At 58.7% G+C, this 19,668-nt stretch carries 25 protein-coding genes and 2 pseudogenes; 14 read left to right on the top strand and 13 right to left on the bottom strand.

The annotated features are described in order from the left end of the window. Nucleotides 1-345: 345 nt before the first annotated feature. The 5 genes from APH36_RS25850 to APH36_RS31260 form a co-directional block, all read right to left on the bottom strand. Nucleotides 346-708, bottom strand: a complete 363-nt coding sequence (locus APH36_RS25850; protein ID WP_060501107.1) for a hypothetical protein — start codon at nt 706-708, stop codon at nt 346-348. After that, entirely contained in the window at nt 705-2,915 is a 2,211-nt protein-coding gene (locus APH36_RS25845; RefSeq protein ID WP_060501105.1) for a VapE domain-containing protein, read from the bottom strand. Before APH36_RS25845 ends, APH36_RS25850 begins: the two co-directional genes overlap by 4 nt. Continuing rightward, nucleotides 2,905-3,123 (bottom strand): TraR/DksA C4-type zinc finger protein, encoded by a 219-nt coding sequence (locus APH36_RS31265; protein ID WP_024087064.1) that lies wholly within the window; start codon nt 3,121-3,123, stop codon nt 2,905-2,907. The genes APH36_RS25845 and APH36_RS31265 overlap by 11 nt, the downstream gene beginning before the upstream one ends. Next, complete coding sequence (locus tag APH36_RS25840) at nt 3,116-3,634, bottom strand: phage regulatory CII family protein (RefSeq protein WP_024087063.1); 519 nt, start codon at nt 3,632-3,634, stop codon at nt 3,116-3,118. The genes APH36_RS31265 and APH36_RS25840 overlap by 8 nt, the downstream gene beginning before the upstream one ends. A gap of 598 nt (nt 3,635-4,232) precedes the next feature. Further along, complete coding sequence (locus APH36_RS31260) at nt 4,233-4,496, bottom strand: hypothetical protein (RefSeq protein ID WP_082426460.1); 264 nt, start codon at nt 4,494-4,496, stop codon at nt 4,233-4,235. Nucleotides 4,497-4,574: 78 nt separating this feature from the next. Here APH36_RS31260 and APH36_RS31255 point away from each other — a divergent pair, with 78 nt between their 5' ends. From APH36_RS31255 to APH36_RS25800, 7 genes are all read left to right on the top strand, one after another. After that, nucleotides 4,575-5,306, top strand: a complete 732-nt coding sequence (locus tag APH36_RS31255) for a LexA family transcriptional regulator (protein ID WP_082426457.1) — start codon at nt 4,575-4,577, stop codon at nt 5,304-5,306. A 276-nt stretch (nt 5,307-5,582) separates the two neighbouring features. After that, the gene (locus tag APH36_RS25825; protein ID WP_060501099.1) at nt 5,583-5,894 is read left to right on the top strand and encodes a hypothetical protein; all 312 of its coding nucleotides are present in this window, start codon (nt 5,583-5,585) and stop codon (nt 5,892-5,894) included. A gap of 9 nt (nt 5,895-5,903) precedes the next feature. Then, nucleotides 5,904-6,188 carry a phage antirepressor KilAC domain-containing protein gene (locus APH36_RS25820; protein ID WP_041167313.1) on the top strand — a complete coding sequence of 95 codons (285 nt, stop codon included), beginning with the start codon at nt 5,904-5,906 and terminating at the stop codon, nt 6,186-6,188. 158 nt (nt 6,189-6,346) lie between these two features. Beyond that, a complete protein-coding gene (locus tag APH36_RS25815) occupies nt 6,347-6,664 on the top strand; it encodes a pyocin activator PrtN family protein (RefSeq protein ID WP_014756547.1) in 318 nt (105 codons plus the stop codon). Nucleotides 6,665-6,717: 53 nt separating this feature from the next. Beyond that, nucleotides 6,718-7,521, top strand: coding sequence for a hypothetical protein (locus APH36_RS25810; RefSeq protein ID WP_060501097.1), 804 nt, complete (start codon nt 6,718-6,720; stop codon nt 7,519-7,521). Beyond that, on the top strand, nt 7,518-8,039 hold the full coding sequence (locus APH36_RS25805; protein ID WP_060501094.1) for a hypothetical protein: 522 nt from the start codon (nt 7,518-7,520) through the stop codon (nt 8,037-8,039). Before APH36_RS25810 ends, APH36_RS25805 begins: the two co-directional genes overlap by 4 nt. Then, nucleotides 8,036-8,455, top strand: a complete 420-nt coding sequence (locus APH36_RS25800; RefSeq protein ID WP_060501092.1) for a hypothetical protein — start codon at nt 8,036-8,038, stop codon at nt 8,453-8,455. The genes APH36_RS25805 and APH36_RS25800 overlap by 4 nt, the downstream gene beginning before the upstream one ends. A 483-nt stretch (nt 8,456-8,938) precedes the next feature. Here APH36_RS25800 and APH36_RS25790 read toward each other — a convergent pair whose 3' ends face one another. After that, nucleotides 8,939-10,564, bottom strand: coding sequence for a recombinase family protein (locus APH36_RS25790; RefSeq protein ID WP_060501088.1), 1,626 nt, complete (start codon nt 10,562-10,564; stop codon nt 8,939-8,941). Nucleotides 10,565-10,728: 164 nt separating this feature from the next. Between APH36_RS25790 and APH36_RS25785 the strand changes: the two genes are divergently transcribed. Further along, a complete protein-coding gene (locus tag APH36_RS25785; RefSeq protein ID WP_060501086.1) occupies nt 10,729-11,349 on the top strand; it encodes a LysE family translocator in 621 nt (206 codons plus the stop codon). Nucleotides 11,350-11,511: 162 nt separating this feature from the next. On the opposite strand, the gene APH36_RS25780 is transcribed toward APH36_RS25785, so the two are convergent. Next, nucleotides 11,512-12,666 (bottom strand): hypothetical protein, encoded by a 1,155-nt coding sequence (locus APH36_RS25780; RefSeq protein ID WP_060501084.1) that lies wholly within the window; start codon nt 12,664-12,666, stop codon nt 11,512-11,514. Between the two features lie 241 nt (nt 12,667-12,907). Beyond that, nucleotides 12,908-13,276 (bottom strand): annotated as a pseudogene (locus APH36_RS25775) (LysE family translocator); the annotation flags it as partial. Nucleotides 13,277-13,407: 131 nt separating this feature from the next. Between APH36_RS25775 and APH36_RS25770 the strand changes: the two are divergent. Together APH36_RS25770 and APH36_RS25765 are read left to right on the top strand one after the other, a co-directional pair. After that, nucleotides 13,408-14,217: an AraC family transcriptional regulator gene (locus tag APH36_RS25770; protein ID WP_060501080.1), complete on the top strand. Its 810-nt coding sequence runs from the start codon at nt 13,408-13,410 to the stop codon at nt 14,215-14,217. An 87-nt stretch (nt 14,218-14,304) separates the two neighbouring features. Further along, nucleotides 14,305-14,919, top strand: coding sequence for a LysE family translocator (locus tag APH36_RS25765; protein ID WP_060501078.1), 615 nt, complete (start codon nt 14,305-14,307; stop codon nt 14,917-14,919). Here the strand turns inward: APH36_RS25765 and APH36_RS25760 are convergent. Beyond that, the gene (locus tag APH36_RS25760; RefSeq protein ID WP_060501076.1) at nt 14,867-15,598 is read right to left on the bottom strand and encodes a metallophosphoesterase; all 732 of its coding nucleotides are present in this window, start codon (nt 15,596-15,598) and stop codon (nt 14,867-14,869) included. The two genes, APH36_RS25765 and APH36_RS25760, sit on opposite strands and share 53 nt — an antisense overlap. A 75-nt stretch (nt 15,599-15,673) precedes the next feature. On the opposite strand from APH36_RS25760, the gene APH36_RS25755 reads away from it, so the two are divergent. The 3 genes from APH36_RS25755 to APH36_RS25745 all read left to right on the top strand — a co-directional run bounded on the left by APH36_RS25755 (nt 15,674) and on the right by APH36_RS25745 (nt 17,247). After that, complete coding sequence (locus tag APH36_RS25755) at nt 15,674-16,189, top strand: DUF3016 domain-containing protein (protein WP_060501074.1); 516 nt, start codon at nt 15,674-15,676, stop codon at nt 16,187-16,189. Nucleotides 16,190-16,264: 75 nt separating this feature from the next. Next, complete coding sequence (locus APH36_RS25750; protein ID WP_060501072.1) at nt 16,265-17,008, top strand: carbon-nitrogen hydrolase family protein; 744 nt, start codon at nt 16,265-16,267, stop codon at nt 17,006-17,008. Further along, a complete protein-coding gene (locus tag APH36_RS25745) occupies nt 17,005-17,247 on the top strand; it encodes a hypothetical protein (RefSeq protein ID WP_019097539.1) in 243 nt (80 codons plus the stop codon). Before APH36_RS25750 ends, APH36_RS25745 begins: the two co-directional genes overlap by 4 nt. 4 nt (nt 17,248-17,251) lie before the next feature. Here APH36_RS25745 and APH36_RS25740 read toward each other — a convergent pair whose 3' ends face one another. The 3 genes and pseudogenes from APH36_RS25740 to APH36_RS31240 all read right to left on the bottom strand — a co-directional run. Next, complete coding sequence (locus APH36_RS25740) at nt 17,252-17,752, bottom strand: methylated-DNA--[protein]-cysteine S-methyltransferase (RefSeq protein ID WP_060501070.1); 501 nt, start codon at nt 17,750-17,752, stop codon at nt 17,252-17,254. Nucleotides 17,753-17,824: 72 nt separating this feature from the next. Next, complete coding sequence (locus APH36_RS25735; protein WP_060501068.1) at nt 17,825-18,625, bottom strand: hypothetical protein; 801 nt, start codon at nt 18,623-18,625, stop codon at nt 17,825-17,827. 160 nt (nt 18,626-18,785) lie between these two features. Continuing rightward, nucleotides 18,786-19,085 (bottom strand): annotated as a pseudogene (locus APH36_RS31240) (fatty acid--CoA ligase); the annotation flags it as partial. A gap of 64 nt (nt 19,086-19,149) precedes the next feature. On the opposite strand from APH36_RS31240, the gene APH36_RS25730 reads away from it, so the two are divergent. After that, on the top strand, nt 19,150-19,386 hold the full coding sequence (locus APH36_RS25730; protein WP_367616156.1) for a hypothetical protein: 237 nt from the start codon (nt 19,150-19,152) through the stop codon (nt 19,384-19,386). Here the strand turns inward: APH36_RS25730 and APH36_RS25725 are convergent. After that, a partial coding sequence (locus APH36_RS25725; RefSeq protein WP_256219348.1) for a hypothetical protein occupies nt 19,323-19,668 on the bottom strand: 346 nt, incomplete at its 5' end. The two genes, APH36_RS25730 and APH36_RS25725, sit on opposite strands and share 64 nt — an antisense overlap.

The raw sequence follows: 19,668 nt of genomic DNA, 5'->3' as shown, positions 1-19,668 counted from the left end.
GGAATGTCTGTCGAATGTCGGAAGAATACACCTTCCCGGCTTAGCTTCACTTTGGTGCTGCCCCATAGGTCCCAAAAGGGGTGGTGACGGTGGGACCTGTGGAGCCCTTTAAAATCAAGGGCTGTCCCACTGTCTGACTGTTTTTAACCTTTCCCCGTGTAAAGAGAGAGATTAAAAGCACGCTGCGCGCAACGCGCGCGTAATGCGCTGCACACGCCTATGTGCGCGCCTTCGTGTGGATGGTGGGACGGTGGGACAGCCCGCGACCTGCGCGGGCTTGAGCTAGGCTGACCTGCATAAAACGCGGCAGGACAGCAGCGGGACGGTAGGACCGTTGATGGCGAATCATGCCGCTCGCCCCAAGAGAAAGCCTGCGATACAAACGTGCGCCTCATGTAAGCGCTTGTAGTAGGTATCCCGGCTACACCCACAGTGCCGGTACTTTTGGTACAGCTCGCTGTCGGCGTTACAGTAGTGCTCACGAACCACCAGGTAGAGCTCCGGTGCCAGATGCTTGTTCACAATGATCTCGATGTCCGCAGACTCGTCCAGTAGCACCTTGCTGCCTCGGGTGCCACGTACAAGGTCACCCTTACACTCGATCAACAGGCCGAGCATGCTACCAACACCGCCCGCCGAATGACAGGGCTCCGGCGCATGGAGCTCCTGAGCCCACAGTTTCAGCATCTCGTCGATGTGCTTGATCAAAAGCACTCCTCCTTCGGCTGCGTGGACTGCTCCAAGGCGCTGCGCCCCCAACCATCAGGCTTCTGATATGCCCAAGGCCGCTTACCGCTCTTCGGCAGCGCAGCAAGCCGGCGACGCCGCCAACCTAGGCGGTGCATGATCGATCCCACCCGCATCTGCTCAGGCTTGCCCCAGTGGCCAGGGTCCAGGTTCAGAGCCTGCCCCAATACGTCGCTTCCGGTGACCGTCTCGCCGGCCTGGGATTCCTCTAACCATTTCAGAATCGGTCCCTCCCATTCATCCACCACGAAGCGCTCTTCCTGCTCCGCAGTGAAGAGTTCTTCCTCCTCCCGGGTCACCCACCAGATATCACCGGCCTGGTAGCAGAACATGGCCTCAGCCCACAGCTGGTCACGAACACGACGCAATGCCTCCAGGTCCACCTTGACGCAAGCGACCGGCCAATAGCGCCGGTTACCGGTGGCGTCCTTGAGGTATTCATCCTGGTTGGTGGTCCCCGCGAAAACACACTGGCGTGGCACGTCGCTCGTTCTTCGTCCATAGCTTTCGCGGTAGGTGTCGATGGATGCCGAGAAGAACTGCTTGGCCTTGGTGCTCTCTGCCTTGTTGAAGCTGTCCAATTCACCCAGCTCGACGATCCACTTGCCTCGGATGGCCTGGAACGCGTCCTTGTCCCCGAGGGTGAACGGTGTATCCATGAACCAGTCGCCGCCCAGGACGCCCAAAGCCGAGGACTTACCCGCGCCTTGCGCACCTTCGAGGATCAGCACCGCGTCCGCTTTACAGCCGGGCTTCATAACCCGTGCTACCGCCGATATCATCCAACGCTTGCCCACTTTGGAGCTGTATTCATTCCGCGGAACACCGAAGATCTCATGCAGCCAGCGCTCCAGGCGCGGCACACGATCCCATTCGAGCTTGGCCAAGTAGGTGCATACCGGATGGAAGGCATTGTCGTGCGCGACGACACTGACCGCTTCGACCACATGAGAGACCTTCACGCGCAGGCCCTGCTGAGCCAACCACTTCATCACGCGCATGTCGTCGATGTCGCTCCACTCCCCCGGCACACCGCCATAAGGCGCTGCACGAAGGCGCATGATCTTGGAGCTGAAGGCGTTGTAACCGATCACCCCGCTCCAGCGCTCATCATTGGCCAGGATCAGCTCGACGTTCTGCATATGGGCGATCAGGGCACCACTCTCGGTCCTGGCTAGCATGTCCTTCCAGCCACCGGTAGCCGGTGGTTTGATCACTGCCGTGACTTGCCGGCGAACGGCCTCAAGGCCTTCAGCGCAATGCAGGTCATTGAAGTCTGTCCACTTAACCTCACGCTCAGCCGAGAAGATCGGGCCGACCACCTGGCCACCCACAACCACCGCAGCATTGTTGGCCTTTTCCTCACCAGGGTTCCAGGGTTCGCCCGTCGGCCGCTTGGTCTTCCAGTCGTCATCGCGGCAGATGATGATGGACCGACCAGGGAAGCGTTCACGCATATGCTTGGCGACCGCCATCAGGTTGCCCGCATCGAAGGCAATGGCCACCGCCTGGGAGGTCGCCATGTGCAGGCTAGCGCCGGTGGCGTAGCCCTCACACACCAGCACAGGCTCACCGGGCTCAGGATGGCCACCAATCATGTGGAAAGCACCATCCTTGGCCATGCCATGCGGCCAGTAGGACTTGTCCCGCCCGGTATCATCTTGGACAGCCGGGAAAATCACCTGCAGGCCGACAATGGCGTCCTGAGCATTCTGCATCGGAACCAGCACCGCGCCCGACTTCGGCGCATAACGGACGCCGAAACCGACAACCTGCTTTCGATCCAGGTAGGCGCTACGCCCCTTTTCGGGCATACGCTTGAACAGCGCTTCCGCACGCTTGGCCGCACGGCGTGCAGCGTTCGCGGCGATCTCGGCAGCACGCCGTTTGGCGTCAGCCTGCCGGGCGCGCATCACTTCACGCTCGTCCGGGGTCAGCCCTCGGCCGTCGGCCTTCACCTTCTGCGTTTCGCCCAGGCGCCAATCGCCAAAGCTTCCGAATATAAGGGTTTGCCCCTTCTCGGCCAGATGCTCATGCAGCACATACCAACCGTTCTTTTCCTTGCCCTTGTCATCCTTGGTGCGGCAGCGGGTCAGCTTGCCGAAGATCAAAGGCTGGTCAGGCTGAAGGCCGTAGTCATGCAACTGGTCAAGAACCTTATCCAGCATAGCGAGCCCCTTTCTTCTCGAAGTATCCCTGGCATTCGATGCAGCGCTGGCAACCTTGCACAGCTAACCGGCGCGGCTCAGGGATGGAGCCCCCACAACCAACGCAATCTTCCAGTGACTCACACTCGGGCGCAGGCAAGCGTGCCGACAGAACCAGGTCCAGGTGCCATTGGGTGCGATCATTCGCCAGATCTGCGATATCAGCCACGACGATCCCCCCGAGTGGTCTGGTTGACGTACTCGGCACGGCGATACATGCCGAGCAGCCCCTGGATGCCTCGGAACACCTGATTTTGGATCTCAGCCAGCTCCTGATCGTCGACTTTTCCATCACCGATGCTACGGGCCCAGGTTTCGGCCAGATTGGCGACCTGCCGGAAGAACTCGGCAAGGCCTATCGTCAATGTTTCAGGAATGTCATGGGTATAGGCATCAGACAGCTCTTGCCAGATGGTGTCGCCAACAAGGGCGTGGATCGAGTCAAGAATGCGTGGGTCTTTGGTCAGCTCCAGGATCTCACTGAATTCTTGAACGTTGACAATATGAGTGGGATGGGTAGGAGACAGCTTGTGCTGGAGGGTAGTGGCATTACGGCCGGTGGTGGCGGCAATGGCGGCAGCACCGCCTGTGTAGTCCCGCACAGCGTGGTACAGCGCGAGTTCGAGCGGAAGCACTTCGCGCTTGGCGCGCTCAATGCAGCTCATTGCAATTCGGCTCATGGCGTTGGTCCTTGTCGGTAGCCAGTGCCTGCGGCGTGTTGTGGTGAAACCAGCACCGCATAGCGTTGTAGGTGTGCAATAGCCGGCCCATCAAGGGCAGAAACGGCTTCAGGCCGGGACGGCGCTCCATTGACCAGCCCCGGCGATACAACCACCTCCCGTGGTGAAGGAGGTGACACCCAGGCTCCCTGCCTGGGCGTTACGATCAAGGTGAGTGGACCTATGTGGTGTGCCCGACTACCTATCACGCGAACCGGCAGCATCGTGGTGCTACTGCCGGATTTGGAAGACGATCACTCGCCTTCGCTTCTGGCACATGGCATTACGCCACTTAAGCTGCCAGTGCCAGCGACGAGCGGTGGTGATACACTCGCCGCATGGCTCGTTAAGAGCCATTGCCAGTGATGTCGCCCGACTATCACTGGCACCCCGCCGCCCTATCTGTGGTGGAGAAAGGCGGCACCCCAGGCACTTGTGCCTGGCCCCCCGGGTCCAAGGACAGTAGTTTCGTGGTGTGCACCACATCCTTGAACGCGGCCCGGTAGCGCTGTGGTGGTACTACTGGGGGAAACCAGGCGACCTTCGGGTCGCCTTTTTTCTATGTCGGCCTTTGTCTCTGAGGAGCCGCCACTTCAAGCAACCAGGACACTTCAAATGGATTACCTTTTTGTCCAGCAGCATTCGCTAAACGCTCTGCATAATTCGTTTCGCCGGTGTAATCCGTCCTAGGCAAGGAGCCAGCCAGGCGCCATTTATTCAAAGCCTGATAACTTATCCCGCATACCTTGGCAGCAGCACCGATACCTCCAACAGCTTCAAAAGCGAACGCTATCGCATTCGGAAAATCTTCGGGCCGCAGCATTTCAACCTCCTTTATCAACCCGTAGTTGATATTATAGATCAACTGACTATTGCGCAAGCTCTGTGCAACCATCAACCCATGGTTGATAAAAATGAACTACGCGCAGCCTTCAGCGCGCGACTACATGAGGCCCTCGACGACGCCGGTGTTAGAAGCCGAGGCAGAGGCGTGGACGTCCACAAACGCCTGAAGATGGTCGGGGTTCATAAAACGACTCAAGCCATCAGTAAATGGCTGAATGGCGAGGCAATTGCGGAAGCTGACAGCATGGCCGCGCTGTGCGCCTGGCTGAACGTACGCCGCGAATGGCTGGAGTATGGGGTACTCCCTAAAGCCCAGGAACCTAACAGTAAGGTTCACCAACTCCAGGTCGGTGCTCAATCCAATGTGAGTGGAATATTGGAGCGTTTCGGGAAGGTGCCTCTAATTTCCTGGGTTCAAGCAGGGGCATGGTGTGAAGCCATCTCAAATTTTGAGCCCTACCAAGCAGATAGCTGGCTGTCATGCCCAGTCCCCATCAGCGACAGCGGTTATGCCCTAAAGGTACTTGGTGACTCAATGACAAACCCTGGGCCAGGGAGAAGCTATCCTACCGGCTGCATCATTTTTGTAGATCCAGAGGTAGAGGCACATACAGGTGATCGTGTCATAGCAAGGGTACCAAGGACCAATGAGGTGACCTTCAAGGTGCTTGTGTCAGATGCTGGACGTCAATTCCTGCGGCCCATAAATCCTCAGTATCCAATCATAGACATCACGGAAGAGACCCACATCTGCGGTAAGGTCGTGGGCTCCTTCATCCCCGAGTGATCAACCCATCGACCCACGGCCCTCTTAAAAATCAATTTCCAGTTGACATAAAACAACCACAAGTTGATATTTGCCTCACTCTTCCACCACAGAGTGAGGCAATACCATGCACGCCACCGCATCACTACATGTCCATCCAGCAGCCGCAACCATCGACCTAACCTTCAAAGTCCGGCGACTGGCCAAGCAACACGGCTGCGCATTCGTCACTACCAAACGCCCTACGTCGTCCCCCGCTTCAAACTGCACGCCTCCACACGATGGAGGGCACGCGGCATGAGCTACGCACTGAGCCACAACGCCTTTGCCTGCCTTAAAGCGCAGACCAACCTGACAGGGCAATTCACCCACATCCTTCGCGACGAATCGAACGGCGCGCGCGCCAAGGCAACGCTGCAGACTGAGGTCTATCTCGACCAGGTCACCGTGGTGATCCGCATGGGTTCGACGGTGAACAGTCTGACACTGCCAGCGAACAACCTCGCCAGTGCGCGAAAGGTTGCGGCGCACCTCGAAGCTATCGCCAACGGCAAGCTGGACACAGCCGACATGCCACATGTCGAGCCTGTACTCGCCGACGTGGCTTAGGAGGTGGACATGGAACGCACACTTGCACAGACCGCCAAGCACTTCGGTATCAGCCGCAATGAGCTGATCAGCCGCATGCGCGAGAACGAGTTGCTGAACGAACGCAACCTGCCCCGCTACCCCACCCGAGACCGCGAGTACCTCCGGACCAAAGAGGGCAAATGGTTTCACCCCGAAGCCGGGATGCAGTACAGCGAATCGACACGCGTAAAGCAGGCCGGGATCCCCTGGCTTGCAGAACGTCTGGACCTGCAACTTCCGACACCACCGGAAGACAAGCGCTATGCGGCCTAGGCAGTACGCGGCCCAGATCCTCCAGTTCAAGACCCGTGAGGAGCGCAACGCAGCGCTCCTAGAGGTTCCTGAAGAATGGCGCGACCTGGTACGCAAGCACTGCGAGGTCACCTGGCACCATCCGTCACGCCACAAGCTCAGGGAGAGCCCGAAGCCTGATGAGCAATACCAACCAAATCGCGCTGCGCCTGCCGCACGCACCTGATGCAACCACTGTTGAACTGCTGTACCGAACCTTTGGCGATGTGCTCATCCCACTCGACAAGGTGCGCGTGCAGTACTTCCGCAACCTCAACGAAGACACCTTTGCCGAACAACTGAAGGTCGGTCGGATCTGCTTGCCCATCACGACACTGGACAACAGCCAGAAAGCCCTGAAGTTCGCCCACATCCGTCATGTGGCGGCCCTGATCGATAGCAGGGCTTACCTGGCGGATGAAAAGCAGTCTCGGCAGCCAGATCAAGAAAAGCAGTAACACCCCAGCAAGGGCCGCCACCACCGGCCCGCACACCACAAGGAGTAAGACCCATGACCACCCAACAGGTCATCGCCCTCATCGTCATCAGCGCGTTCATAGTCGGACTGTATGCCTACGCCTATTTTCTTGGCAGAAAAGCAGGCCGAGCCCACCACCTACACGGCTTGCTTCTTGATCTTCCGTCGAACGCTGCCAGTCGCTTCCCCATCATGGGAATACCACCACAAGTCCTGACCCCGGAGGGAAGCGGGCACGCGACAGCACAGGACTCTAGTGAGGCAACTCCCGCTTCGCTCCGCGAAGTCCGTGTTGTCGACGCGCAAAAAACAAAAAGTCTCTGCTGCGAAGCAGCAGGCATTATTCCCCCCATCAGCAGCCTCGCCGAGGCACTGATACCCCACGACAAGCTGCGCGAGGCACCGCCCGCTGATGCAACGCTAATCGCTAAAAATCGCCCGCACGCGCAGCCTGCCGTGGGGTATACGCACCCATCCGCCGCCAGCTGTATCGAGGCCGCACTGGACGCAACACTGGCCGAGCAGAACGGTACGTACGCCACCTGCGGGCAAATGGCCCAGGCAATTGAGGCTGCCCTGCAGCAAGCCGGGTTCCTGTCTCCTGATGATCAGTCCTATCAGGGCATGCCGGTGACCAGATCGGACTATGACCTGCTGATCAATACGGCCGAGACATTGCGCCTGGCCGAAAGGACTTGGAAAGCCCTTCCAGGCACCGAGCCAGGCTGCAAACGGGCCACGCAGCAACAGCAGGACATCCAGGCGCTCGCATTGCGCGTCCACTTCGAGCTGCGCAGAACCCTGGCCATCGGCACAACAGCGGGGAAAGCAGCATGAGCCGCACTCAACACATCATCTTCACCGCAACCTCGCTTGAGCACGCACTTTCATCCGTTCGCAGCCTCCACGACATGAGTAGAGAGCTGATAGCCCAAGAAGTGTTCCGGCAGATGTCGGAGCTAGCCGCCCATCGACTGACACCAACGACCGTCTGGTGTGGCCCAGGCGGACTGTACCAGTCGAAGTTGGATGCAGCCCGCAACGGCGAGCAACAGATCGACTCAGCCATTCTGGTCGACACTTCAGATCTTGCAGATCTGGCCGTCGACATGAACGACGCGCATGACGCCATGAGGGCAGCTGATTTTGCTAATCGCCGGTACTCTGCCGCAGTCCAGCACACATACCCCAAGGGGACCAAAGTGCAGGCCGATGTAGGCGGTCATTTAATTACTGTGGAAATCACTGGTTACGGCTCTTATTGGAGCAACCCAGGCGAGCTGTACGGCACCAACGTAAAGACAGGAAAAGCCCGCCACTTCAGTCACAGACATGTGCTGGAGGTGCAGCCATGATCAACGATCTGCACCCTGTCAGCGTGCCACGCGAGCTTCTGGAGCAAGCCCTGGATGCTGCAGCAGCTGTTGGCATGCAGGACGTGGCTGACGAGCTGGATCGCATCCTCACTCCAACCATCGCGAAAGCAGCCGAGCTAATCGACGGGCTGCCATCAGTCGCTATCGAAGGCGCCCAGCTGGTTATCCGCATCACCACCGAGTGCCTCTTGCATGCGGTCACTTGCTCACCGGAATGGCCGGTCGACTACATGGGCGCTCCGATCAGCATCCAGAACGGTACGCTACTGATACAGGAAATCATCCACGAACTGCAGCGTGAGGACGAGCAAGGCACCAACCAGATGCACCGTATGCTCGACCAAGCCGCCCAGGACGCTATCAACAACGGCAGCGAGGCAGTGAGTTATGACTGAGCGCATCCGTCCAACCATGGCCTCCCACAGCCTCGACTTGCCCGCCATCTGCGATGTTTGCGGCAAAGGTCGGTCAACCCGTCGACACATGAAGTGCAGCCAGCTCCGCCAACACCGAGAGGGTGATAAGTGGGCAGCCTACATGGCCAACGTGGCCGCAAAACAAGCACTGAGTGAAAGGACCATAGCCCGCCGGGGAGATAACGAATGAAAACTGCAGTGCCTAATCCCACCCTCGCCGGCGCGAAACTATCAGCGACGGTCAGCACCGGGTTCACAGCCCGGAGCGAGTCAGGCGCCCCTGCTCAGATGGCGATCATTGACGAACAAGGCAACATTCTCGCAGTCGGAAAAGATGTCGCATGGGCCGCCTGGCGTGTATGCGTCGAGGTACAGGAAAATTTCTGGGAGGGACAAGGCCACCTGGTGGTACACACTAGCCCGCCCGGCCTCCCAATAGACGACAAGAAGTCAGCGTAACCATCAGTCTGGGCGGTCGACGCCGGCCGCCCACTTTCCAGACTTCCTCTCTACCCTGAGCCATCGCCGCTGTCCTGCCTTGGAAATCAGCAAGACATCGATGTACCAAGCCCTCCGCCCCTCTGGCACTACACCACGCATATAAATCACGATGCGGTCGAAAGTATCGATCATCAATTGCCGAACCTTATCCCGCGCTTCGACCTCTTGCGCCTCGACACCAGCAGCCAGATCCAACCATACCTTCGCATCCGCTGGCCTTTGCCTGGAGGCGATGCCGGCTAATTCTCGCTCCTCCTGATGCAGCTTTGCTTTGGCCGCAGTCAGCTGCTCTTCTAGATCGCGGGCTTTTCGTAGGAACGTAATCGGCAGTACTCCATCGCCCTCCCCCAATGCCAGAGCCTCAGTAATCCGGCCAAGCTGCGCTTCGAGATCAACTACGTATTTTCGCGAGATCATTACCCCTTGCTGCAGATCACCACTCGGTCCAACGGGCTGCTGCAAGCGCAGCAAGTTCATCTGATCGGAGCAAAATGACATGACAGCCCGCTCGACAGGAGCCACGCTGCAGCTTCCGCCAACATCACACCCCCCTTTGTTCATGTAAGACATGCACATGATTCGCCGATGCCCGTCCATCAAGGTTCCATCGGAGCGAACCTTATGCATCACATTTTGCGCAGTCATTGGCGTGCCGCAGTAGCCACAGTAGGTAATACCGATTCCAGTCACGACTCCAGGAATGGCGCCCTTTCCACGTCGACGGCTTCGTTGACCTCGCAGTAATTGCAATTCGTCAAATTCAACATCTGACAATAACCGTGGGTAATAATCTTTAAGAAGAAAGTCTTCGCCGTCGACGGAAATCTGCTTCGCCCCTTTTAAAGCCACCAATTTGATCAACCGATAGATCTGCTGGGGAGAGATTCCGAGATAGGAAGTATCGAAACCTCGCTCTTGCATCATCGCATGCGCTCGATCAGCACCATACCCTTCGCGATACTTCTCTATGGCAAACCGCACAACTTCCACGCGCTCGGGAATCAGCTCCCAGTGACCATCGACAAGACGCACCCAGCGAGGATCGCTGCCATTGCGGATCAAGCCACGGTAATGGCCAGCAACCCATCCGTCACACAAGCGCTTGATCGAGGCCTTCACACGCTTGCTTTTTGTATCGCTCTCTTCGTGAGCCCGAATCATGACCAGAAGGCTATAAACCAGGTCCATTGGCTGCGCTTTCAGCCTTTCCCTGTTGTACTCACGGCCGTCACTCGCAGTGACCACGGTAATCCCCGCGTTGATGATCTGGGCCAGCTGCGCTTGCGCCTGTATGGGTTCCGCCCGGCTTAGACGATCCAGGCCTTCAACCACCAAGACGGAGCCGACCGGGATGCGCCCCTCGTCAACAGCCTGAAGGAAAACGCCTAAGGCACCTTGTTTAATGTGCCGCTGGTGGAATGCAGACAGGCCCTCATCCCTCAAAGAAAGCGACTCATCTAGCGTAAGCCCCCTTGCTGCAGCCCAGGACTTCGCATACTCCGCCTGCCTGTCCGCACTATTCCCAGCCGCCTGGCGCGGGTCGGAGAACCGAAGATAGCTGTAGACCAAACCCTGAGACGTTTGCATGCCCTGATTCCACTCCAACCGGGAAAGCTAGAGTATATATTATCCTTCAGCAGCTACGCCAAAAAGCACATGAGAACGTCAGGGCCTTAGCTACCCGGGATTGAAAATTTAAACGACTTCATCAATGATGTCTGGATCAACCTTCACAAGAACAATGTGCGCCCATGAACATTTCGACACTCCTTATATTCATACCAGCCTGCTTTGCGCTCAACATGGCTCCGGGCCCAAACAATTTACTTTCAATAAATAACGCCACACAATATGGCTTCTGGGCTTCATGCATGGCGGGCATAGGCAGACTAATAGCGTTCGCGGCCATGATAGCGCTGGCCGCAGCAGGCCTCGCTGTCGCACTCGAAACTTCCGAACTAGTATTCTATGCAATAAAAATCCTTGGTGCTGCCTACCTGTTTTATCTAGCCTTCAAGCTATGGACGGCAAAATCACAGCAGCAAGAGGCAAGACAAATCAAAACAAAAAACATAGCAGGTTTAGCGAAACAAGAGTTTCTAATTGCAGCTGGAAACCCAAAGGCGATATTGATATTTACAGCATTCCTGCCACAGTTCATAAACCCGGCCCATGACGTTGCCCCGCAGTTTGCAGTGCTTGGGATTCTATTTTTGATACTTGAGATGATCGCGCTGGCAGGCTACGCGTTGATTGGACTGCACCTGCGCCGCTGGTTCAGTGATCCCAAAGGCAAACGTCTCTTCAACCGCATCTGCGCGGTGTTGCTGTCGGGGGCCGCCTCGATATTGCTCGCCACTCGACGCGCCTGAGAGCGCTCAGTAAAGCGGATTGTTTAATCTCTATTGTGCATCACTGGGGTCGCCCGCCCCCAAGCAAAGTGCTCGACCTATACCACCCCAGTAAAAACCTAAACTATTCAGCGCGTAAAATCGTAGGGCCACCTTTGAAAACCCGGGACCAAGCAACGATCTCTAACGTAATTTACCGCTTCCCTTGTTAACCAGTCGATCTAGCCTTTTCAAATATATTCCAAGCCGACTGGCTGACTCATAAACTTGATCTGTCATATCTGTGAGCTGCCGACTATAAACTGAGCTATAGTGATGATCTAGCGAGTCCATGAGTTGGCTTAGTGTATGCGGGGTATCAATGGAATCAGTAACGCTTTTGACAGATTTAAAAACAGAGCTCAACCTATTATTGACTGCCTGAAAGACCAGCTCACCTTCAGAGCCCTTTATCTCCCCGCTACTAATATAGGCACCTAGCAATAACGTAATTAAAGACCTCTCATCCAGATGCACATATAAGTGATCTCGAGACAACTCAGTGATATCTTGGTACAAGCGCAACCACAAAGAGGCTTGAGGCCCCTCTCTCAACCTTCTAACTGTGTCATTCCCAGAATAGAACAAATATGAATTGAGTATATATTCAACCCGCTTAAATCCTTCAGGAAAATCAAAAATGTTCAATCCAATGTTAACGCCATTGAAAACCACATCCCCGTACTGACTAGATTTTTCGGAAAAAGACACTCCCAGAGAATCCTGAAGATCCTTTAACATATCTATCAAAAGCAAACAATCAGCACTTTTACCCGAAGCATCAGACTCTAATAAGTCAGCTAAACGACCATATTTAAGAAGGCTCGACTGCAGACCATTCTCTTTAAAATCAGAGCAATTAACATTAATCACATACTCTACATTTGTCGGCTTATTACTAGCAAATACCCGGCCATACAACTCGTCGCGAGCCCTGAACTTCAACCCATTGCCAAAATGCCACTCTAGCGCTTCCAGCCTCTCAATAAAAACCCTTCGATGATTAATGTACTGATCCAATGTTAGCGCATTTAGCTGCCTCTCCGCCAACAATCTATTATCCTGCTGCTGATATATCAAAAGCAATAACGTCCCGGTCGTGGCCGCAGCCCCCAGCAGAGTAAAAGATCCGCCCAGCAGAGCGCCAAACGCTGACCAATCGTTAGCCGAGCCGGAAATACTACCAGAATTCATACTATAGAGAGTAAAAATTGCCACTGGAGAAATCACAGCAGAAACTGCCACGAGAATCATGATGTATTTTATAGCGCGCCTTGACTTACCTTGCATGACTTCCATTTCGACCCACTCTGTGAAAATTGGTTTTCTATTTGCAACAAAGACATCAAAGCTAGCTTTCCCCTAGCCTCATCATGAATTTCACCAGAAAAGATTGCTTGCTGCCAGCAGACTTTCATCTGTGAACTGATTTCGACCTTACTCTTAACTGAGCTACTGGTTCTTACGAAAGTGCGCGCAAGCGCTCCCTGACATCGATTGCTGTATAGCCCAATACGATAAAACCTTATTGACCATCAGTAGGCTTGCCGGCCGCCACCCAGAACTCCTGGCGTGCCAGGCGCCACGTGCCACTCGGGTGGTCACTTGCCACCACGGCTTCGCCCACCGGTGCGCGCCACAGTTGCCAGGCGATGTAGAACAGGTAGGCCGCACCCACCACCTTGATGGCCAGGAACAGGTATTCGCTGGTGTGCAGCACCACCGCCAGACCCATGGCCGCCAAGGCGATCATGCCGCTGAAGGCCAGGATACGCCCGCCACCCGCCACGCAGGCGGTGCGCAGGCCGTAGCGGCTGGCGTTATGAAGCGACAGCAGGTTGTTTGGCCCGGGCGCCATGTTCAGGGCGAAACAGGCGGGGATGAAAAGCAGCAGGCTAGAAAGGTCCATTCTTGTTTTCCTTTGGCAACAGGCGTCTATTTCGGCGGGTGCCGGGCCTTCCGGTCAAGTTACAGCCAGCGTGAAAAACTGTACGGGTGCGCGGCAACTGTTACCCTGCTGGCAAAACCGAGGACCTTGTGATGCCCCGCCCCCACACCGCGCTATGGCGCGACCCGGCACTTGCGCATGTGGAAAGTCGCCGCGCCTGCCATAGCCGGGCTTGCTACAAGGCCCACAGCCACCCCACGTTTTCCATCGGCGCGGTGGATGCTGGCCATAGCCATTTCACCGGGGCTGCCGAGGGGCAGGAACGCCTGACGCCCGGCACGCTGGTGTTTGTCCCGGCCCACCGCGTCCATGCCTGCAACCCCGCGCCCGGGCAAGCCTGGAGCTACCAGATGCTGCATGTGGACGCCGACTGGCTGACGCAGTTGCGGCTGGAGTCGGGGCTGAGCGGTGCCGGGGCAGGCGAACCGGCGCGTATCTGCCGGGCACCACAGGTGTATCGGCAATTCTGCGAGTTGAACAGTCTGTTGTTCTCCTGCGCCAGCAACGGTGAGAAGGATGCAGCGTTGATTGCCTTTCTGGGGGACCTGGACTACTCGGCCCAGCCGCCGCTATCTGCAGCCCCCGCCCTGGAGGCAAGCGCGCTGAGCGGGTTGGTCGCGCGCATCGAAGGCCAGGACCCGGCGCACTTGAGCCTGGGAGCACTGGCCCATCAGGCCGGGCTTGGGCGCTATCAGCTGATCCGTGCGTTTCGTGCGGCTACCGGGTTTACACCGCATGCCTACCTGCTCAATGCCCGGGTCAATCGCGGGCGCCAGCTGTTGGGTGAAGGGGCGGCGTTGGCGGAGGTGGCCTACCAGCTCGGGTTTGCCGATCAGAGCCACTTCCAGCGGGTGTTCAAGGCCCATGTGGGAGTGACGCCGGGGCAGTACCGAGGGCGCTGAAGGCCCGCCGCCTGGGCTTGCAATATTGTTCAATACGCCTCACAGGCCCTGCCGCAGACTGCGGTTTTCCGCAGAGCAGCCCCACCCATGCAACAGTTCCTGATCATCGCCCTCGCCCACTTCCTCGCGCTGCTATCACCTGGGCCGGACTTCTTCCTGGTGGCGCGCACCTCGATCAACAGCGGTTGGCGCATCGCCAGCGGTGCCTGCCTGGGCATCGCCCTGGCCAATGGCGCGTTCATCGCCATGGCGTTCACCGGCCTGTCGGTGCTGCAGGAAGGCAGCCTGCTGTTCACCGCCCTGCAACTGGCGGGGGCCAGCTACCTGCTGTACATCGGCGTGCTGTTTTTACGCCATGCCGGGCAAACCCGCCTGGGCGCAGTCGCGGGCGAGTCGGCGGTACCGGGTTGGTGGCGGGGCTTGGGCATGGGTTTGTTGTCCGGCATCCTCAACCCCAAGAACGCGCTGTTCTATGCCAGCCTGGCCAGCATGGTCGCCAGTGCCAACGACAGTTGGAAAACAGCGTACGCCTTGTGGATGTTCAGCATCGTGCTGCTCTGGGACTTGCTGGTTGCCGTGGCCATCGGTAACCGGCGGGTTCTGCGGCGTTTCGCCCGCAGCCTGCCGTGGCTGGAGCGGGCCTCGGGCGTCATGCTGGTGGCATTGGCGTTGGCGTTACTGCTGCATCTGGCGCGGGGCTGAGCAGTTTCAGCGTGCGCATGTCCATCAAGCTGAAGTGGCCGCTGGCCCAACCGCCGGTGTCCAGGTGCCAGACATTGCCCAGCAGCTTGGGCTCCAGCACCGGCGTGTGCCCCACCAACAAGGCGCGAAGGCCTTGCACCGGCTGGGTATTGCCTTCCTTCAGCCGCCGCCGCGACCACTGGCACACTTCCCGCACTTTGGGGTCGTCATCCAGTTCCAGCTCCAGCCAACGCCTCAAGGCTGCCCAATCGGCAAACGGGCTGTCGGCATGCAGCAGGCCTACCAGGCCATCTGCGCTTTCCACTTCTATCGCAATCGGCAACTGCTCAAAGCGCTCCACGTAGCGAAGTTGCTCGGCCCGCGGCAGGTCGAGGAACCAACTCCCACCCGCTGCACGGTACATCTCCAGGTCAAGCCGCCCCCCTCGCACGCGGGTGATTGCCAACGCCTCATGGTTGCCTTGCACCGCGTGAAACCATGGCTGCGCAAGCCATTCCAGAGCGGCCTCGCTGTGCGGCCCACGGTCGACCAGGTCACCCACGCTGAACAGGCGGTCCACGGCCGGGTCGAACCTTACCGCTTCCAGGCACTTCTCCAGCCGCTGGAAGTGGCCATGGATATCGCCCACCGCCAGGTCCCGCCCCCGGATGTTGGCAAGCAACCGCCGAAACCGTCCCATTACAATCTTCCTCTGCTGGTGGCGCCATGGCAGGCGTAAAATGGAAGCACTCCCACTCTACCCCGGAGGTGCATCATGCGTACCGCCCTCGTGTGTGCCGTGCTCATGGCGCTGTCACTCCACAGCATGGCACAAGGTGCCCCGCCCGCGCAGGTCGAGGTGCGTTTCGACCACCCGGAAAAATTCCGCGATGCCAGCCTGGACAGCCACGGTTATGAGCGCGGCGCCGATGACTATGTGATGAAAACCCTCACCCAGTACTTGCAGAAGCTCGGCCAACGCTACCTGCAACCGGGCCAGCAACTGGTCATCGACATCCGCGATATCGACCTGGCCGGGCGCTTCGAGCCTTGGCACAGCCAGGCCTACGATGTCCGCTTCATGCGCGAGATCACCTGGCCGACGATTGACCTGACCTACACCCTCAGCCAGCCGGGCAAACCCGCCCGGCAAGTGGAGGAGCGGGTCAGCGACAAGATGTACCTCAGCCGCCCGGGCCGGGTCGCCAGCAGCAGCGACCGCCTGTATGCCGAGAAGGCCATGCTCAACGACTGGTTCCGCCAACGCTTCGCCGCGCACCCGGCAACCTGAAAAACCCTTCACTGGTACAGGCGTTGGTGCCGGTAGTATGCTCGGCCCTTCAACCTGTACCAGGGAAGGGTTTAGATGAAACTGTGTGCCGTACAACTGGCGTCGCTCAAGGGCGATGTACCAGGCAACGTCCAACGTCACCTGGCCTGCATCGAGCAGGCGGCGGCGCTGGGTGCCGAGCTGGTGGTCTTCCCCGAACTCTCGCTGACGGGCTATGAGCCTACCCTGGCGCGCCAGGCCGCCCTGCCGGTCAGCTCCGCACGGCTGGACCCGCTGCAAGCCGCCTGTGACCGCTTGGGCATCACCGCTGCGGCTGGCTTGCCGTTGCCGACACCCGAAGGTATCCGCATCGGCATGCCGATTCTCAGCCCCATGGCTGCGCGCCAGGCCTATGCCAAACGGCGCCTGCATGAAGACGAGCTGCCTTACTTCACCCCGGGCGATCAGGCATTGCTGCTGCAGGTCGGTGAGCACCGAGTGGCACCGGCAATCTGCTACGAGTCGATGTTCATGGCGCACGCTGCCGCCGCCCGCGAGCACGGCGCCGACCTGTATCTGGTCAGTGTGGCGAAAACCGCCAAGGGCATCCGCGAAGGCTACCTGCATTACCCGGCAGTGGCGCGTGAACTGGGCATGCCGGTGCTGATGGCCAACTGCGTGGGGCCGGCCGACACGTTCATCGGCGCCGGCGGCTCGGCGGCGTGGGACAGCCAGGGACGCTTGCTGGCGAGCCTGGATGACCACAGTGAAGGGCTGATCCTGATGGACACTGGCAGCACCGGCGCCGTGGCCCTGCCCTTGGAACTACGCCCGGCATGATCTACCTGTTACTGGCGCTGCTGAGCTACGCCTGCACCTACTACCTGGTCGGCCTGCTCATCCAGGGCCAACTAGCCGATGTGGCCGAAGGCTTACGCCATAGGCCGGACGCGCCTACACCCGGCGAGTACCTGCGCGAGGTCAAGCCCCATGCACGACGGGCCCACCGGCATTACACCCTGATGGCCGGGTCGGTGTTGGCCATACTGGCCTGCGTGGTCGCCAGCTGGTTCAGCTGACGCGTTACAGGTCCAGTGCCAGGCTTTGCCGGCCCTCCAGCGCCAGCAGGTACTGCTTGGCCGCCAGGCCGCCGGCAAAGCCGGTGAGGCTGCCTGATGCACCGATCACGCGGTGGCACGGTGCGATAATCGAAATCGGGTTGCGGCCGTTGGCGGCGCCTACTGCGCGCACGGCGTTGGGGTTGCCGATCTGCCGGGCGATGTCACTGTAGCTCCGGGTTTCACCGAAGGGTATCGCCAACAACGCGGCCCATACCTGGCGCTGGAACTCGGTGCCGGCAAAATCCAGCGCCAGCTCGAAACGCTGCCGCTTACCCGCAAAGTACTCACCCAGCTGTCGTGCAGTTTCCCGCAGTACCGGGCACTCGTCGTCACGGTACAAGTCGCCGAGGCGAACGCGGTTTTCCCGCTCTTCTTCCCACAATACGGCTGCCAGGCACTCGCCGCGCGCCACCAAGGTCAAAGTGCCGACGGGCGACGACATGAGGGTGAATGCGCTGGACATAAGCGTTTACCTGCCTGTTTGCGATGGGCGTACTGTACGCATCCACAGCCCTGTGCGCATCCGCTTTGTTGCTCAGGTAATGGCACAACCGGCAATCCGCCGCGCTTCGTTGAGGTTGACCTTGGGGATCAGTTCGGCGGGAATGCGTGAGGTGGCCGACAGGTTGTAGACGTGAAAATGCGCGTTCACCACCTCCCGCGCCATCAGCGTCAGCGACGGCAGGATGCGGCTGTCCCAGTGCTGATCCAGCCCGCATGGCGAACAGTGGCCCTGCCCGTTTTCATAGAAACGCCCCACGGTCTGGTCAAGGTCCACCCCGACCAGCAGCACTTCTTCAAAGCCCAGGTGATACGCCAGCTGCAGGGCCACATAGGCCACTGTGCGGGCATCGAAAAAACCATGGGCCAGGTCTTTGCTGAAGGCAATCGAGCGGCTGCGCTTGCTCCACAGCGCGCGGTTGCACACGCAACTGTCACCATGGCCGCGCAAACCGTCCAGCAGGCCCGGTGTGTCGGCTTTGTGCAGGGCATAACACTCGGTACTCGCCGGCACATCGGCACCTTCGTACTGCTCGGGCCAGAGTGCCAGGCGTTTGCTGTCGCGCAAGGCAGTGGCAAACAAGACCGGCTGCTGCTGGCTAAAGCTTTTGTCGGTGCACACGTAGAAGAAGGGATGGATACGGTGTTTGGCGGTCATGGCGACCGAGCCGTTCATGGCAATGATGGGCAAATGTGCGAACTCGCCCAACGGAAAATGCCTGGCAGAAGCGCCGGAGGCAAGGATCACCACGGGGCCCTGCTGGGTGTTGCGACACGCCTCGAAACTGGAGAACGCCCCGCGTTCAGCGCCTGGCTGCGACGGAAGTGTGTTCATCTTTGGCATCTTTGACCGGACAGTACAAACCACAATACTGATCCGTGTATATGCCGTGGCCGCTTTTACCTAACTTTACCTGGCTGAACATGAGCAAACCGCCTTCCCTTGCCTGGCGGGGATTCGGAACGCTTGCGCCCCTGGAAGGCGCAAGCCAAACCTAGATTTCAGCCTGGCGAATGCGCTTCTTGTCGATCTTGCCGACACTGGTCTTGGGGATCTCGTCCACACAGCGTAGCGGCCGTGGTATCGCCCATTTGTTCAGGTGCCCACTGTCGACATACGGCTGCAGGTGCCCTGGCCAATGCTGGCTGGTCCAGTTGCACACCGTCACAACAGACCACCAGAGCCAACGGTTGTTCCCCCTGTGGGTCAGGAATACCGATGACCGCCACCGAGGCGACGGACGGGTGTTGGCTGATGAGATTTCCAGCGCCACCGAACTCACCCACTGGCCACCGCCTTCCGGAGCAAATAGGCGGCAAACCTGATGCCGAGTCCGAACGCACCGTCGTACCCGGCACGTGCTTCGACTACGTGCTGTCCAAGGCCGGAAGCCGGCAACCCTACAGCGTCAGCTTCGACGGCAACGGCAAAGTGGACAAGACCGCCTTCATGACCTGCGCCGAGTGGAGCAATGCCCAGCACAAGGCCCGCCTGCCCAGCATGGGCGGTTCCAGCGGCTCGGGCTACTGACTCAGTCCAGGCATTCTCGGGCAGCCTGGCGCAATTTGTCGCCCGACAGGAAGCTGCCCTTGTAGAACGTCGCGCGGCTGCCATCGCGAGAATCGACCACGTCCAGCACATCGTCGCTCGCTACGGCACTGGGCGCCGTCAGCCGATAACCGTGGGCGATCGACTTCTGCGTAGCCTGGGGCGCCAGTGCCTGCCACTTTGGCAGGACACAGGCGGCGTACTGCTGCGGCGATTTCTTGGTCAGTTTACTGGCCGTGGGTTTGCCGGGGGTTGCGCAGCCGGCAAGGCTGGCAACTAACGCAGAAGTGATAAAGATACGAAAGGTAGGCATTTTCAATTGGCCATTA

Origin of the sequence: Pseudomonas sp. NBRC 111133, from assembly GCF_001320605.1 — a bacterium.
Classification (GTDB): Bacteria; Pseudomonadota; Gammaproteobacteria; order Pseudomonadales; family Pseudomonadaceae; genus Aquipseudomonas; species Aquipseudomonas monteilii.
Note: the sequence above shows the minus strand (reverse complement) of the source record. Positions and strands in the feature narration are given on the sequence as shown.